Raw genomic sequence first — 16,326 nt, forward strand, 5'->3', positions numbered from 1 at the left:
TCGGTTTCCTTGCTTAGGCGTTGGCTTGTTTGTTGTTGCGGCGGCGCGATACCAGGCCGATGGCGGCCAGACCCAGGCCCATCATGGCGTAGGTCGATGGTTCAGGCACGGCCGCCAGCACCAGGTTGTCGATCGCGAACTGGGCTTGGTTGCCGGACGGGTTGACGCAGGCGCCGCCATCGTTCCACAGGCAGGAGCTGATGGTCACGCTGCTGAACATGGTGTCGCCGAAGGCGGAGCTCAGCCCGGCGAGACGGAACGGCGAATAGCCGTCTTTGTCCAGCAGCGGGAAGCGGAAGGTGGCCAGCGCCTGACCGCCGGCGACGGTTTGACCCGTGACCGTCAGCATGCCGTAGGAGTCGCTCGCCAGGCCGGCGACCGGCGCCACGAAGGCGTAGCTCAGGCTGTACAGCTGAAAGGCGTGGTGGTCGTCGCGCGAAATTTTCACCGCGCCGTCGTTGAGGCCCATGTAGAACGAGGTGTCGTTGCCGACGGGGCAGGCGGCGATGGCGCACAGGAAAGGATCGCTGCCATTACCGACCGCGCCGGCGAAACCGGTGCCGCTGACGGAGAGTGGGCTGTCGATGACTTGCATGGTGTAGCCGTTTTCGCCGAACACTTCTTTGCCGTCGTAGGTGGCCGAACCGATGGATTCGAAGTCGACGACATCCGCCATCGCTGGCGCCGCGCTCATCAGCGCCAGCGCGCCAAGTGCCGCGGCGGTCAGTTTTTTCAGGCCGCGAACGGATGAGCCTTTCTGGAGTTGTTCGATGTGATTCATTTCTCTTGCCCTGTGGTGTGATTGATGCGGCCCAGACTTGCCCACCGGTCCACCCGGCGAACGCCTTGTCTACTTTTTAAAAAGTAACAATTAATATATACAAATCGCTTGGAAAAAGTAATGAAGTTATAACGTTTATTGTTGATTTATCTTTGCATAAAACCAAATAATATCTTGCTACCCCTATGAAAGTGAAGTCATCAATGGGTCATAAATTTGTGCTGTGAGCGCAAATTTCTGTTGTTACTTTACAAAAAAAGTATTGATGACAGGAAAGTCGTAACGCTTTTAAAAACCACCCAAATACGTCCAAATCCTAACAATCACCTCTCATCCTGTTCCTAACCTGCGTCAATGGTTGGCAAAAAACCTGGACGAAAAAAAAGCCAGCGCGAACGCTGGCTTTTCGGCCCTACCGTGCCGGCAATTAAAATACTGTCATTGCTTTCTTGATCGCAACGCAACGCTGATCCTCTTGATGTGTTACCAATAGGGAACGACGAGTTCCTGCCGACAAATTTGCGGATTTAACAATTTCCGCCTGCAGACGCTTGACGCTGGCCGGCGTACAGCTGGCCGGGATCATCGAGGCGGCGTAGGCGCGCATGTAGACCGGACCGGCGGCGGCGTCTAACTTGGACAGATTGGACAGGCGCAGCTCTGCGCTCAGTTCGCCCAACGCGCCCTGCCCCGGCGGGAACATGCTGCCCATCGCGGTGCGGATCTTCGAGAACGGCAGCTTGGTCTTCAGGTCGCCGATGTTGCCCAGCCATTCCTCCTTGATCCGGCCGTCCGGACGGATCACGGTCGCGGCCAGCGCGGCCTGCTGGCCGGCGTCCGACTTGTCGCGCTCCTGCTCGGCCGCCAGCAAGGCTTCGCTGCCAGGGTAGGCGTAGCGGTTCAGGCGGTTGATGATGCTCCAGCGCAGATCCTGGCCCACGTTCAGGCCCGGCACCACCAGCTTGCCGGACAGGATGTCGGACAGCTGGCCCAGCGCGACCGGCGTGCTGGCCACGTGCAGGAAGGTGGAGAACCAGCGGCGCTGGAAGTTGTTGTCGCCCTTGGCGGCCTGGGTCGCCGCGAACGCCATCTGCTCCAGCTGCGCGCCGACCTTGGCCTTGTACTTGGCCGCCGACGGCCCCATCGCGCTCAGGTAATCGAACGAGAACACGATCTTGTTGGTGACCTCGCCCAGCAGCGTGTAGTCTTTTTCGGCCGGCACGTTGGCCAGCGCGGTCTTCAGGAACGCGTCCAGCGGCAGCTTGGCTTCGCGCACGCCGTCCCACAGGCTTTGCCACAGCATCGAACGCAGCAGCGGATCGTCGACCTTGCCCAGGCTCGCTTGCGCGGTGGCGAAGGATTTCTTATCCAGCTGCACCTGCGCGTAGCCCCAGTCCTGGTAGTTCGGATACACCAGGTCCGGGCAGGCGGCGCCCTTCAGTTCCGGCACGGCGGTGCTCGCGCCCTTGTAGGTGACGGCCACGTTCTTGCTCAGGCCCAGTCCTTGTGCGCCGAGGTTGAACAGGCCGATCTGCACGCGCTGTTCGCGCAGGGTCGGCATCTCGGCGCTCGGCGCGTTCTGGCGCAGCGTGAACGAGGCGATCTTGCCGCCGGCGCAGCTAAAGTCGGCCGCGATGGTGTTCACGCCCGGCTCGTACAGCCATTCCTTGGTCCAGCCGCTGAGGTCACGGTGCGCGGCCTCGCCCAGGCTGCCGATGAAGTCGTCCAGCTTGGCGTTCTGGTAGGAATACTTGACCAGGTAGTTGTGCACGCCCTGGCGGAACACTTCCTCGCCCAGCAGGTGGCGCAGCTGTTTCAGCGTCGACGCGCCTTTCGAATAGGTGATGGCGTCGATGTTGTCGAAGGCGTTGGCGGTCGACGGCACCGGCGTCTCGATCGGGTGCGTGGTGACGCGCTGGTCCTGCGCGTAGGCGCCCTGCTTGGCGCCCGAGTAGAAGCTCTGCCACGACTGCTTGAACTCGGTCGCCTCGGCGGTCGCCAGCGTGCCCATGAAGGAGGCGAAGCTCTCGTTCAGCCACAGGCCGTTCCACCATTTCATCGTCACCAGGTCGCCGAACCACTGGTGCGCCATCTCATGCATGATGACGCCGGCCAGGCTCTGGCGCTGGGCCGCCGTCATTTCTTCCTTGTACAGGAAGCCGCGCTCGGCGAAGGTGATCGCGGCCGCGTTCTCCATCGCGCCGTACAGGAAGTCCGGCACCAGCAGCTGGTCGTATTTCTCGAACTGGTAAGGCACGCCGAAGTATTGGTCGAAGAAGCCCAGGCCGGCCTTGGTGTAGGTGAACCAGTCCTTCGGCGTCACCTGCGACGCCACCGACTGGCGCGCGAACAGGCGCATCGGGTACTTGCCGCTGTTGTCTTCCCACACCTTGTACGGACCGGCGTGCATCGAGAAGTTGTACGGGCTCAGCTTCTTGGAGCGCGGGAAGGTCCAGCGCTTGCCGTTCTCGACATCCTGCACGCCGCTCTCGCGCATCGTCGACGACACCACCCAGTCGGCCGGCGTGGTGACGGTGACCTGGTAAGTGCCCTTCAGATCGGGCTGGTCGAACACCGGGAACATCTGGTGCGCGGCGGCCGGCTCGAAGTGCGAGTAGGTGTAGACGCGGCCGTCGACCGGATCGACCATGCGGTGCAGGCCTTCGCCGTTGGTGCTGTGCAGCCGCTGGTAGGCGATCACGACGGTGTTGCGGCCGGCCACCAGGTCCTGCGGCGCCAGCGTGATGAACCATTGGTTGTATTGCGGCGCGACCTGCTTGCCGTTGACGGTCAGGCTGGTGATGGTCGCCTTGTCGAGGTCGATGGTCAGCGGCTGCTTGTTGTCGGCCAGGTCGAAGCTCAGCGTGGTGGCGCCGGAGAAGGTCTCCTTGCCGGTCAGCGTGAACGCCAGCGCGTAGTCGACATTGCTGACGCGCGCCGAACGGGCGGCCGCGTCTTCCTGCGACAGGAAGGCGTTTTCCGCGCGCGGCGCCTGCGCGTAGGCGTGGGTCGCGCCGAAGGCCAGCGCGATGGCGGCGACGAGTATGCTTTTCTTCATGAATTATCCTTGGATGTCGAAACGCCCGCGGTGGCGGGCGTCGTGCAATTATTTTTTCAGGTAGGTGTCGAGCCAGTCGATGACCGTGTGGTGCCACAGCACCGAATTGGCCGGCTTCAGCACCCAGTGGTTTTCATCCGGGAACATCAGCAGCTTGCTCGGGATGCCACGGCGTTGCAGCGCGGTGAACGCGCCCAGGCCTTGCGCGGTCGGGATGCGGAAGTCCAGGTCGCCCTGCACCACCAGCATCGGCGTCTTCCAGTTCTTCACGTGCAGCACCGGGTTGAACTTCTCGTGCAGCTCCGGCACGTCGTAATAGGCGCCGCCGTTGTCCCACTCGGTGAACCAGATTTCCTCGGTGGAGTAGGCCATGCCGCGCGTGTCGAACACGCCGTCATGGTTGACGATGCACTTGAAGCCGTCCGACCACTGGCCCTGGATCCAGTTCATCATGAAGCCGCCGTAGGACGCGCCCAGCGCGCAACTGCGTTCGCGGTCCAGCCACGGGAATTTCTGCACCGCCGCCGCCAGCCCTTTTTGCAGGTCTTCCAGCGGCTTGCCGCCCCAGTCGCCGCTGATCGAATCGGTGAACTTCTGGCCGTAGCCGGTCGATCCGTGGAAGTCGATGAACACCGTCGCATAGCCGGAGCCGGCGTAGACCTGGGGATTCCAGCGGTAGCTCCACGAGTTGCCGAAGCTGCCCTGCGGGCCGCCGTGCACCAGGAAGGCGATCGGATATTTCTGGCCCGGCTGCGCGTTCCACGGCTTCATCACGTGGCCGTAGACGGTCTCGCCGTTGGCGCCGGTGAAGGAGAATTGCTCGTATTCGCCGAACTTGACGTCGGCCAGCGCGGCGTCGTTCAGCGTGGTCAGCTGCGCCGCCTTCTCGCCCGAGGCGCCAAGCTTGAACTTGAACAGCTGCGCGCCAGCGGACAGGTTGGCCTGCGCCATGACGATGGTGTCCTTGGCGACGTCGAAGGCGCTGACGTAGCCCTTGCCGGTCAGCGCCGCGACCTTCCCGCTGGCGGCGTCGATGCTGAACAGGCGGTGCTGGCCGACATCGTCGGCGGTGGCCAGCAGCGTCTTGCTGTCCGGGGTCCAGCGGTAGTCGGCGATCGAGCGGTCCCAGCCGTCGGCCACGGTGCGCTTCTTGCCGCTGGCGACATCGAGCAGCACCAGGTGGAAGCGGTCGGCCTCGAAGGTCGGCTTGTCCATCGCCAGGTAGGCCAGCGTCTTGCCGTCCGGCGAGTAGATCGCCCTGGTGTCCCAAGCCTGGTTGTCGGCGCTCAGGTTCTTCGGCTCGCCGCCGCTGGCCGGCACGGTGTAGACGTCGAAGTTGGTCGACCACGCCTCGGTCTTGCCGGCGATGCGGGCCGAGAACACCACGGTCTTGCCGTCCGGGCTGAAGTGGTATTCGTCATGGTCGCCGAACGGCTTGGACGGCACGTCGCCGTCAAGCATGCCGGACAGGCTGACCGGTTGCGCGCTGACCTTGCCGCTGGCGTCGATCGGCGCCGAGTACAGCACGTTGGTGCGGCCGTCGGCCCAGGTGTCCCAGTGGCGCACGAACAGCTTGTCGTAGACCTTGCCGCTGGCCTTGTCCTTGGCCTTGGTGTCGAGGCGCGTCTTGCTGCACGCCAGGTCGGCGCAATCGCGGAACACCGCCACGCTCAACGCCAGGCGGTCGCCCTGCGGCGACAGGCGGAAGTTCTCCACGTCCAGCGGCAGGTCGGTGACCTTGGCCGCTTCGCCACCGGCCAGCGGCAGGCGCCACACCTGGTTCGAACCGGAGCGGGCCGACAGGAAGTAGACCGCGTCGCCGGTCGGCGACCATTCCGGATCGGCGCTGCTGGCGTCGGCCTGGGTCAGGCGCACCGGCATCGGCTTGGCGGCGCGCAGATCCAGCATCCACAATTGGGTGTTGCCGCGGTTCTTGTCCATATTGGTCGAGCGCACGGTGTACACCACGCGGGTCGCGTCAGGCGACAGCACGGGGGCGCCGACGCGTTCCATCTTGACCATGTCTTCCACGGTGAAGCCGCGCGGCGCGGCGATTGCGCTGGAAGCCGCGACGGCGGTCCCCAACAGCAGCAGAGGTAATCTCATTCGGTGATCTCCGACGTTATAGAAAAAGACCGGCTGGTGGCCGGGCTGTCGGACATCATACCAAGAGTGCGGGGAGGCAAGGAAATTGTTACTTAATGCTACTTTACCTGTCGTATCGCGTCCCAATAGGCGTCGATTTGCGCCCGATGCTTTTGATAGAAGGCCTTGTTGACCAACAGGTACATCGGCGTCACCTGGAACGGTTTCGGCAGCATCTCGATCTCGCCCTTGTACTTGCGGGCGATCAGCGTTTCGCCCTCGCCTTGCTGGGTCACCACCGCCGCCACGCGGTTCTGCGCCAGCATCGCGAACGCCTGGTCCGGGCTGCCGGCGCTGTCGTCGATCACCACGTTAAGCTGGCGCAGCAGCGACACGTGCAGCAGACCCGGCTGGGTGCCGACCGGCTGCCGGCCCAGCTCGACGAACTGCTGGCCGTCCCAGTCGACCTTGCCGCCATGCCGGCGCGACACCATGAAGTTCAGGTCGCCGACGGCGCGGCCGGGATCCGGCTGCGCCTCCTTCATCGGATAGGCGGCGTACGAGGTGCGCTCCTCGATGAAGGCGGCCAGCATCGCATCGACCTCGCCGCTGCGCAGCTGCTCCATGCACTGGAAGCGCGGCCTGACCACGTTCTGTATCCGCACCGGCTGCAAGGCGGAGGCGCGGCGCAACAGCTCCTGCGCCTGGCCGCTGCCGTCCGGATTGGTCATCGGCGGAAACGGATGATCGAAGACGCACATCTTCACCACCAACGGCGCGGCGGCCACCGCCGCCGGCAACAGTCCCAACAACAGCAATGGCAGCAGGCGGCGCATGGTGTTCCTTTATCAGTGTCTACCGGGATCGGCCGGCATCGAGAAACGTTTTTGGTCCAGCAATTCCTTGGCGTCGACCGCCTGCACGTCCGGATTGGCCGAGCAGTCGCGGCGGGTGATCGAGCTGCCGGTCGGCGCATCCGCCATATTACGCTTGCATTTCACTTCCGCCGCCGCCGGCGCGGCCGCCTCGCTGTTCGCCACCTCCGGCGCCGACGCGCATGCGGCCAGCAAGACCATGCAGATACCGCTAAAAACCAATGCCTTCATTGTGCTTTCCTTAACTAATAGTAACAAAGTATCGGTATGCTATCAGGTCGATAGGAAAAATGCTTTTGACTTTTTTAAGACGACCAGTCATATTACGCACATGCCGAAACCTAACGTCAAAGAACAGATCGTCGCCACCAGCCTGGGCCTGCTGCACAGCCGGGGCTTCAACGCCACCAGCGTGCAGGACATCACTGCGGCGGCCGGAGTGCCGAAAGGCTCGTTCTACAATCACTTCGCCAGCAAGGAAGCGCTGGGGCTGGAGGTATTGCAGCGTTACTCGGCGGAAGCGAACGACCTGGCGTCGGCGCTGCGCGACACTGCGTTGTCGCCGTTGCAGCGGATCGAGCAGTATTTCCGCGATTTTATCGCCGCCAACGCGGCCAACGACTTCAGCTGCGGCTGCCTGCTGGGCAACTTCGGCACCGAGCTGGCCAACCAGGTGCCGGCGATCCGCGAGCAAATGCAGCGCGCGTTCGGCGGATGGTCCGGATCGCTGGCGACGGTGATCGCCGAAGGCCAGCGCGACGGCAGCATCGGCACCGCCTACACGGCGGCCGAGCTGGCCGATTTCGTGGTCGACGCCTGGCAAGGCGCGGTGTTACGCTCCAAAACCGAACGCAGCAGCGAACCGCTGGAACGCTATGCGCGCATGATGTTGGGCCGAATTCTGGTGTAATTTTTTTTCGGTCTTTTTTAAGATGACCGGTCATATTGTCTATTGTCATTTTTTTTCGAACCACCCACTGAAAGGAAATATCATGAACTTCAAAGACGCAGTCGTCCTCGTTACCGGCGCCAACCGTGGTCTGGGCAAAGCCCTGGCCCAAGCCGCCCTCGCCGCCGGCGCCCGCAAGGTGTATGCCGCCGCCCGCAACCCGGAATCGGTGACCCTGGACGGCGTCACGCCGATCAAGCTGGACGTGACCAACGCCGCCGACGTCGCGGCCGCCGTGCAAGCGATCCCCGACCTGACCATCCTGATCAACAACGCCGGCATCTCCACCGGCAGCGGCGTCAGCACTCCGGACGCGCTGAGCGCCGCCCGCGACGAACTGGAAGTCAATTTCTTCGCGCCGCTGGCGCTGAGCCACGGCTTCGCCCCGGTGCTGGGCCGCAACGGCGGCGGCGCCATCATCAACGTGCTGTCGGCGCTGAGCTGGATCAGCCTGCCGAGCACCGGCACCTACAGCGCCTCCAAGGCGGCCGCCTGGGCGCTGACCAACGGCTTGCGCGGCGAGCTGGCGGCGCAGAACACCCACGTGCTGGGCGCCCACATGGGCTATATGGATACCGACATGACCGCCGGCATCGACGCGCCGAAAGCCGCGCCCGCCGATATCGCCGACGCGATCGTCAAGGCGCTCAACGCCGGCGAAGATGAAGTGCTGACCGACGAGACCTCGCGCCAGGTCAAGGCCGGCTTTGGTGCGCCGCGTAGCGCCTATCTGGGCGCGCCGCGCGCGGCCTGAAGCGAGGCGACATTCGCCGCAGTGCAGCATTGACGCCACCGCGCACATCGGCGGTGGCCGATAGTAATTTTTGTTGGACGACGCAATAAATCGCGTATTTTCAAGCGCGGAAACGGTGCATAATCTTCACTTCAGCCAGGTGTAGTGCGCCCGTTTTCCGCCGGCTTGACGTGCGCACAACTCGTTTTCCCCGCCGGTAATCCACGTATGTTATTGCCTCACATCCAGTTGTGAACAATTGTAAATCGACGTTGAATGAGCCCGCCGCCGCGCTAAGGTAGACCTTTTCGCCCTTGAGCGCTCCGGCCAAACACGGGAAACGCCATGCTTACTGCAACTTACGTCTTGTTGACACTCTCCATCGAGCAAAAGAAGGAACGCCACTTCATTTCGCGTCTGCTGCAATACGTGCAGTCGATCGCGCGCCGTCCGCAGGAGATCGATCCTGTCTTCATCGAAACCCAGCTCAAGGAACTCACCAGCTTTGCCGAAGCGCGCCACCAGCGCAAGGTCGAAGCCTGCCTGATGCCGGCCGTGCGCGCCGCCGATTCCAACTGCACCGCGCTGATGAACGACCTGGAGGCGCTGAGCCGTCTCGGCGGCGCGATGCTGAACGCGGTGCACAAGTGCCTGCGCCGCGCCATGCGCCGCAGCGCGTCGCAAGGCAAGTTCCTGTGCCGCACGGTGGACCTGTATTGCCAGAATCTGCTGAAGCGGTTGGACAAGGAAGAACAGGAATTATTGCCGCTGGCGCAGAAGGTGATTTCCAGCGAAGAGTGGTTCGAGATCGGCAGCAAATTCCTCGCGCAGGACGACGACGGCGCCGCCTCGCAACCGGAACTGCGGCCACGCCGCGCCGTCTGAACGCACCAAGATCGGGCAGCGCCGGCGTCCCCGCGCGCCGACTGTTGTTTTGCATTCTGGCAAACCATCCCACGCTTGCCTAAGCATTAACCGGCGGATAATATCGGCTGTATGCAGATCCATTCCGCCTCCTTCCTGTTGCCATTGGATGCGCGTCCGCCGGGACGGTCGTCATGAGTCACGGCGCCACGCTGCTACACCTGCGCGGCGCCGCAGGCATGGATGCCATCTATCGCAAGATCAGCTGGCGGCTGCTGCCGCTGTTGATGCTGTGCTACGCGGTGGCCTGGCTGGACCGCGTCAACATCGGCTACGCCAAATTGCAAGTGCAGGACAGCCTCGCGCTCAGCGACCATGCCTACGCCGTCGGCATCGGCGCCTTCTTCGCCGGCTATTGCTTGTTCGGCCTGCCCGCCAATCTGCTGCTGGAAAAAATCGGCGCCCGCAAGATCCTGCTGCGCATGATGCTGGGCTGGGGCGCGATCACGGCGGCCGGCGCGTTCGTGCGCGAACCGTTCGAGTTCTACGCCATCCGCTTTTTGCTCGGCGTGTTCGAAGCCGGCTTCTTCCCCGGCGTGATCCTGTATCTGACCTACTGGTATCCGGCGGCGCGGCGCGCGCGCGTGATCGCGGTGTTCGCCTCGGCGGCGCTGATGGCCGGCGCGTTCACCGGTCCCTTGTGCGACGCCACGCTGCAGGCGCTGCACCTGCATCAGGAACTCGAAGGCTGGCAATGGCTGTTGCTGGTGCAGGCGGTACCGGCCGCGCTGCTCGGCGTGATCGCGTATTTTTATCTGGACGACCGGCCGGAGGACGCGCGCTGGCTGTCGCCGTTCGAACAGCAGATGGTGGAACAGGCGCTGGAGCGCGACGAGACCACGCTGGCCGCCGCCGCAGGCGAGTCGCCCAACGCCGGCGAGGAAGAGGACGAGGATCCACCGTCGGCGGTCGCCGTCTGCTGGTCGCTGCTGCGCAATCCCGCCATCGCGCTGCTGGCGCTCGCCAACCTGCTGCTGATGGGCGCCGGCTACGCGCTGGTGTACTGGGCGCCGGCGCTGACGCAGCGCTGGGGCGCGGGCAGCCATATCGAGCCTGGCCTGCTGGCCGCGCTGCCCAACATCGCCGGTGTGATCGGCATGATCGCCATCGGCTACGACTCGGACCGGCGGCGCGAACGGCGCGGCCACTTCATCGCCTGCATGGTGCTGGCCGCCGGCGGCCTGGGACTGGCGATCGCCGCCGACAACGCGCTGGCCTGGTCGCTGGCCGGGCTGTCGCTGGCGACGCTGGGCATCGCCGCCGCCACGCCGCTGCTGGTGGCGATCCTGACCGATTTGCTGAACCGGCGCCGCGCCGCCGTGGGCATCGCGCTGGTCGGCAGCTTCGGCCTGATGGGCGGCGCCTTCGGACCCACGCTGGGCGAACGCGCCATGGCCTGGGGCGGCAGCGCCGCCATGCTGGCGGTGCTGATCGCGCTGACGCTGGCGGCCGGCGTGGCGCTGCTGCTGGCGTTGCGGCTGGCGCCACGGCGCGGCGGACCGCACGCCGGCCATGGTCATCCCGACAAGATGGCGCGCAGCTAGTGGAGTGGGCTAGAATCTGGGGCGTGCCGCGACCCGGCGCTTCCGATCACCCAACCTCAAAGCGAAATTACCGATGCGTTTTGTACTGCCTCTCTTAGCGCTGGCCACCAGTGCCGCCGGCGCCGCCGCAGCAATCCCCACCCCGATCACGCTGGACCAGGCCATGGCCAATCCCGACTGGATCGGCAATCCGGTCGAAGCGGCATGGTGGGGCTGGGACAGCCGCCAGGTCTACTTCAAGCAGAAACGCGACGGCTCGGTACTGCGCGACACGTACCAGATCGCCGCCGGCGCGCCTAAACTGGTCGACGACAAGCAGTTGGCCAATCTCGATAGCGCCGACCCGGTCTACAACCGCGAGCGCACCCGCGCCATCCTGCTGCGCAACGGCGACCTGTTCGAACGCGATCTGAAGACCGGCGCGCTGACGCAGATCGTGCGCGGCACCAGCGCCGCCGCCGATGCGCAATACGCCGCCGACGGCGCCCACGTGCAGTTCCGCGTCGGCAGCGACTGGTTCAGCTGGAGCCGCGCCGAACGCCTGGTGTCGCCGGTGGTGCAGCTGCGCACCGCCAAGGATCCCGACGCCGCGCCGGACGCCAACGCGCTGCGCGACATGCAACTGCGTTTGCTGTCGACGCTGGCGCGCGTGAAGGAAGAGAAGGACGCCACCCGCGAACGCCGCAACGCCGAACGCGCGGCCGACGCCACCCGCGCCGCGTTGCCGGTCTACCTGGGCGAAAAGGTCGTGATCGAAACCAGCGCGCTGTCGCCGGACGGCCGCTACCTGCTGGTGGTCACCAGCGCCAAGGACGGCGACAAGCGCCGCGTCGGCAAGATGCCGAAGTACGTCACCGAATCCGGCTACGAGGAAAGCGACGATGAGCGCAAGCGCGTCAGCGACGAAGGCCCGCTGCCGCAGCAACTGAAGCTGATCGAGGTCGCGACGCGCAAGATCAGCGAGCTGTCGCTGGACGCCCTGCCCGGCATCAACGTCGACCCGCTGGCCGAACTGCGCGCCGCCAACAAGCGCGATCCGCTCAAGGGCAATCGCGGCGTGCGCTTCGAGCGCAGCGAAGAATCGATCCGCTGGAGCGCCAACGGCGCGCAGGTGGCGGTGATGGCGCAGGCGATCGACAACAAGGACCGCTGGATCGCCAGCGTCGACCTGGCCGGCGCCAAACTGAAACCGCTGCATCGCCTGAGCGACGCCGCCTGGGTCAACAACCGCGGCAACGACTTCGGCTGGCAGCCGGACAACAGCACGCTGTGGTACGAGTCGGAGGAAAGCGGCTACGCCCACATCTACACCCAGGGCGCCGACGGCAAGGCGCGCGCGCTGACGTCCGGCAAATGGGAGGCTTCCAACATCACCTGGTCGGCCGACGGCGGCACCGCCTACTTCATGTGCAATCCCAAGCTGCCGGGCACCTATGAAGTCTGCTCCGCCAACAAGGACGGCGCGCTGAAGGAACTGACCTCGCTGGGCGGCGTCGAAAGCTTCACGCTGTCGCCGGACGGCCGCAAGCTGCTGGTGCGCTACTCGACCGCCTATATGCCGACGCAGATCGGCACCGTCGCCAGCAGCGGCGGCACGGTGACGCAATTGACCGACACCCGCAGCGCCGACTTCAAGGCGCGCGAGTGGGTCGCGCCGCAAATCGTCGCCGTCCCGTCGACGCACGGCGCCGATCCGGTCTGGGCCAAGCTGTACCGCCCGGCCACGCTGGAAGCGGGCAAAAAATATCCGGTGGTGATGTTCGTGCACGGCGCCGGTTATCTGCAAAACGTCAGCAAGCGTTATCCGGTTTACTTCCGCGAGCAGATGTTCCACAACCTGCTGGTGCAGAAGGGCTACATCGTGCTGGACATGGACTACCGCGCATCGCTGGGCTACGGCCGCAACTGGCGCACCGCGATCTACCGCCAGATGGGCCATCCGGAACTGGAAGACTACGTCGACGGCTTGAACTGGCTGGTCGCCAACCAGCAGGGCGACGCGCAAAACGTCGGCATCTACGGCGGCAGCTACGGCGGCTTCATGACCTTCATGGCGCTGCTGCGCGCACCGGACCAGTTCAAGTCCGGCGCCGCGCTGCGTCCCGTCACCGACTGGACCACCTACAACCACGAGTACACCGCCAACATCCTCAACACGCCGGACCTCGACCCGGAAGCGTACAAGGTCTCGTCGCCGATCGAATACGCCGACAAGCTCAAAGGCAATCTGCTGATCGCGCACGGCATGATCGACGATAACGTCTTCTTCCAGGACTCGGTGCGCATGGCGCAGCGCTTCATCGAACTGAAGAAAGCCAACTGGGAGCTGGCGCCGTACCCGATGGAGCGGCACGGCTTCGTGCACCCGGAAAGCTGGTACGACGAATACCGCCGCATCTACGAACTGTTCGAACGCACCCTCAAATAAGACCGGAGCCCTATGAAAAAACTTGCCGCCTTGCTGCCGCTGGTCGCGTTGTTGAACGCGCCGCTCGCCGCCCACGCCGATCCCAAGCACCCGGCCTGGACCCGCAGCGCCAACGTGTATGAAGTCAATCTGCGCCAGTACAGCAAGGAAGGCACGTTGAACGCCTTCAGCGCCAGCCTGCCGCGCCTGAAGCAGATGGGAGTGGACGTGATCTGGCTGATGCCGGTGCACCCGATCGGCAAGAAGAACCACAAAGGCACGCTGGGCAGCTATTACGCGGTGGGCGACTACACCGCCGTCAATCCGGAGTTCGGCAACGTCGACGACCTGCGCAAGCTGGTCAAGCAGGCGCACGCGCTGGGCATGAAGGTGATCCTGGACTGGGTGGGCAACCACACCGCCTGGGACCATCCGTGGGTCGAGCAGCATCCGGACTGGTACAAGAAGGATGACAAGGGCGAGATCCACTCCGTCAGCTTCAAGAACGGCGCCGGCGAGACCGAGGAATGGAACGACGTGGTCGCCCTCGACTACGCCAACAAGGACCTGTGGAAAGGCATGACCGAGGCCATGGCGTTCTGGGTGCGCAACGCCGACGTCGACGGCTTCCGCTGCGACGCCGCCAACTTCGTGCCGACCGAATTCTGGGACCAGGCGCGCGCGCAACTGGACAAGATCAAGCCGGTGTTCATGCTGGCCGAAGCGGACGACCCGGCGCTGCACGCCAAAGCGTTCGACGCCAGTTACGACTGGCATCTGAACACCGTCATGAAAAAAATCGGCAAGGGCGAAGCCGGCGCGGCGGAATTGAAAGCCTACCTCGCCAATCCACCGAAGACTTACTCGCGCGACGCGTATCGCCTACAGTTCACCAACAACCACGACATCAACTCGTGGCAGGGCACGGACAAGGAGTTGTACGGCCCGGCCTGGGGCGCGATGACGGTGCTGAGCTACACGCTGCCGGGCATGCCCTTGGTCTACGGCGGCCAGGAAGCGCGTCTGGAGAAGAAGTTGGAGTTCTTTGAAAAGGACGCGATCGACTGGAAGAGCTACGAGCTGGAAGGCTTCTACGCCGGCCTGAACGCGCTGAAGAAGCAGAACCCGGCGCTGTGGAACGGCGCCGCCGGCGGCGCGGTGCAACTGCTCGACGTCGGCAACGACCAGCTGTTCGCCTTCAAGCGCCAGCAAGGCGCCAACAATGTGCGCGTGATCGTCAACCCGACCGCCACGCTGCAGAAGTACAAGCTGGCCGGCGACGAAGGCCAGGCCGTGCTGAAGCCCTGGCGCTGGCGCATCATCGTGCCGGAATAACCCTTCGGTGTCAGTGCCGACATTCGGACACGAGCCCAGCCGTGGCGGTCGCCACGGCTGGGCTCGTGTCCGAATGTCGGCACTGACACCGAAGTGGCTGACACCGAAGCGGGGGTTATTCCGTCGCCAAACGCTTGGCCAGGCGGTACAGATAATCCTGTCCGTCGTACAGCGACTTGACGCGTATGTGCTCGTTCAAGCCGTGCGCGCCGCTGCCTTCCGCGCCGCTGAACATGCCGCTGATACCGTAGGTCCAGATGCCGGCGTTGTTGAGGAAGCGTCCATCGGTGCCGCCGGTCGACATGGTCGGAATCACCGGCACGCCCGGCCACATGTCGTTGCTGATCTCCACCACCGCCGCCATCAGCGTCGGCGTCAGCGGCGGCATCGGGCTGATCACGCCGTCGCCGATGCGGCTGATCTTGATTTTATCGTCGGCCACCACGCGCTGCAGGGTCGCCTGTACTTCTTCGATCGGTTCGCCCGGCAGGATGCGGCAGTTGACGGTGGCGCGGGCCCGCTGCGGCAAGGCGTTGTCGGCGTGTCCGGCATCGACCTTGGTGGCCACGCAGGTGGTGCGCACGGTCGAGTTGTGCACCGGGCTGACCGCGTACAGCCGCTCCAGCGCCGCCGGGTCGGGAGGATCCGCGAGGATCGCCTTCATGTCGGCCGCGACCTGGCCCTTCTCCACCGTCGCCATGCGCTCGTAATAGGCGCGCGTGACTTCCGACAGCTTGAACGGGAACGCGAATTGTCCCAGCCGCGACAGGCCGTCGGCCAGATGGTAGATCGCGTTGTCGCGGTACGGCGCCGAACTGTGGCCGCCCGGATTGGTCACCTCCAGCTGGAAGCTCTGGTACACCTTCTCGCCGGCCTGGATGCCGTGCCGCACCGGCTTGCCCTCCTTGTCGAGCAGACCGCCGCCGCCCTCGTTGAGCGCGATCTCGGCGTCGATCAGCGGCCGATGGTGCTTGAGCAGATAATCGACGCCGTCGAACTGCGACGGCACCAGTTCCTCGTCGCAGGTCAGCGCCATGACGATGTCGCGCTTGAGCGCCAGCTTTTCCTTTTTGTAGCGGATCATGTTGGCGACGAAGGCCGAGGCCATCGCCTTGTCGTCCGACGCGCCGCGCGCGTAGAACATGCCGTCTTCCTCGATCAGCTTGAAGGGATCGCGGGTCCAGTCCTCGCGCTTGGCCTCGACCACGTCGACGTGGGCCAGCAACAGCAGCGGCTTCTTGCTGCCGTCGCCCTTGAGGCGCGCCACCAGGTTGCCCTTGGTGGGGCCGCCGGGCGGCACGATGATCTGCATGTCGCCATCCTTGAAGCCGACCGCCTTGAGACGCTTGGCCACCTTGTTCACGGCCACGGTGCAGGAGCCGGTGGAGTTGGTGGTGTTGGTTTCGACCATCTCCTGATAGATCTCGCGCATCTGCTTCTGCACCGGCGTCAGCTCCGCGCCGTTCGCCGCGCCGGCCAGAACCAGCCCGGCCACCATCCAAGTCGTCCGCTTCATATCATCCAGTCAGTTAATTGCAGAATCGACAAATTTATACTGCGACAATACAAGTGTCAAGAAAGTGAATTCAGACCCTTGCCAAACCCCGGGGGGCGTCTGCTATAATTGCGGCCCTT

General features: G+C 64.3%; 12 protein-coding genes. 6 read left to right on the plus strand and 6 right to left on the minus strand.

Translation table 11 applies throughout. From position 1 onward, the window contains the following. Positions 1-13: 13 nt before the first annotated feature. The 5 genes from GW587_RS00695 to GW587_RS00715 all read right to left on the minus strand — a co-directional run bounded on the left by GW587_RS00695 (position 14) and on the right by GW587_RS00715 (position 7,030). Positions 14-781, minus strand: a complete 768-nt coding sequence (locus GW587_RS00695; RefSeq protein ID WP_207393297.1) for an NF038120 family PEP-CTERM protein — start codon at positions 779-781, stop codon at positions 14-16. 427 nt (positions 782-1,208) lie between these two features. After that, positions 1,209-3,839 (minus strand): aminopeptidase N, encoded by a 2,631-nt coding sequence (gene pepN / locus GW587_RS00700; RefSeq protein ID WP_166097426.1) that lies wholly within the window; start codon positions 3,837-3,839, stop codon positions 1,209-1,211. Positions 3,840-3,887: 48 nt separating this feature from the next. After that, positions 3,888-5,945 carry an alpha/beta hydrolase family protein gene (locus GW587_RS00705; RefSeq protein WP_166097428.1) on the minus strand — a complete coding sequence of 686 codons (2,058 nt, stop codon included), beginning with the start codon at positions 5,943-5,945 and terminating at the stop codon, positions 3,888-3,890. Between the two features lie 98 nt (positions 5,946-6,043). Next, a complete protein-coding gene (locus GW587_RS00710) occupies positions 6,044-6,760 on the minus strand; it encodes a substrate-binding periplasmic protein (RefSeq protein WP_166097430.1) in 717 nt (238 codons plus the stop codon). A 12-nt stretch (positions 6,761-6,772) separates the two neighbouring features. Continuing rightward, positions 6,773-7,030: a hypothetical protein gene (locus tag GW587_RS00715; RefSeq protein WP_166097431.1), complete on the minus strand. Its 258-nt coding sequence runs from the start codon at positions 7,028-7,030 to the stop codon at positions 6,773-6,775. A gap of 100 nt (positions 7,031-7,130) precedes the next feature. Here GW587_RS00715 and GW587_RS00720 point away from each other — a divergent pair, with 100 nt between their 5' ends. The 6 genes from GW587_RS00720 to GW587_RS00745 all read left to right on the plus strand — a co-directional run bounded on the left by GW587_RS00720 (position 7,131) and on the right by GW587_RS00745 (position 14,691). Further along, on the plus strand, positions 7,131-7,709 hold the full coding sequence (locus GW587_RS00720) for a TetR/AcrR family transcriptional regulator (protein ID WP_166097433.1): 579 nt from the start codon (positions 7,131-7,133) through the stop codon (positions 7,707-7,709). Positions 7,710-7,791: 82 nt separating this feature from the next. Beyond that, positions 7,792-8,502: an SDR family oxidoreductase gene (locus GW587_RS00725; protein WP_166097435.1), complete on the plus strand. Its 711-nt coding sequence runs from the start codon at positions 7,792-7,794 to the stop codon at positions 8,500-8,502. A 324-nt stretch (positions 8,503-8,826) separates the two neighbouring features. Then, a complete protein-coding gene (locus tag GW587_RS00730) occupies positions 8,827-9,366 on the plus strand; it encodes a hypothetical protein (RefSeq protein WP_166097436.1) in 540 nt (179 codons plus the stop codon). A gap of 173 nt (positions 9,367-9,539) precedes the next feature. Then, complete coding sequence (locus GW587_RS00735; RefSeq protein WP_166097438.1) at positions 9,540-10,949, plus strand: MFS transporter; 1,410 nt, start codon at positions 9,540-9,542, stop codon at positions 10,947-10,949. A gap of 73 nt (positions 10,950-11,022) precedes the next feature. After that, the gene (locus GW587_RS00740) at positions 11,023-13,377 is read left to right on the plus strand and encodes a S9 family peptidase (RefSeq protein ID WP_166097439.1); all 2,355 of its coding nucleotides are present in this window, start codon (positions 11,023-11,025) and stop codon (positions 13,375-13,377) included. Between the two features lie 12 nt (positions 13,378-13,389). Continuing rightward, a complete protein-coding gene (locus GW587_RS00745) occupies positions 13,390-14,691 on the plus strand; it encodes an alpha-amylase family glycosyl hydrolase (protein ID WP_166097441.1) in 1,302 nt (433 codons plus the stop codon). Between the two features lie 115 nt (positions 14,692-14,806). On the opposite strand, the gene GW587_RS00750 is transcribed toward GW587_RS00745, so the two are convergent. Beyond that, positions 14,807-16,207, minus strand: coding sequence for a M20/M25/M40 family metallo-hydrolase (locus tag GW587_RS00750; RefSeq protein ID WP_166097442.1), 1,401 nt, complete (start codon positions 16,205-16,207; stop codon positions 14,807-14,809). Positions 16,208-16,326 lie beyond the last annotated feature (119 nt).

The sequence above is a fragment of the Duganella aceris genome (genome assembly GCF_011090165.1).
GTDB classification, from domain to species: Bacteria; Pseudomonadota; Gammaproteobacteria; order Burkholderiales; family Burkholderiaceae_D; genus Rugamonas; species Rugamonas aceris.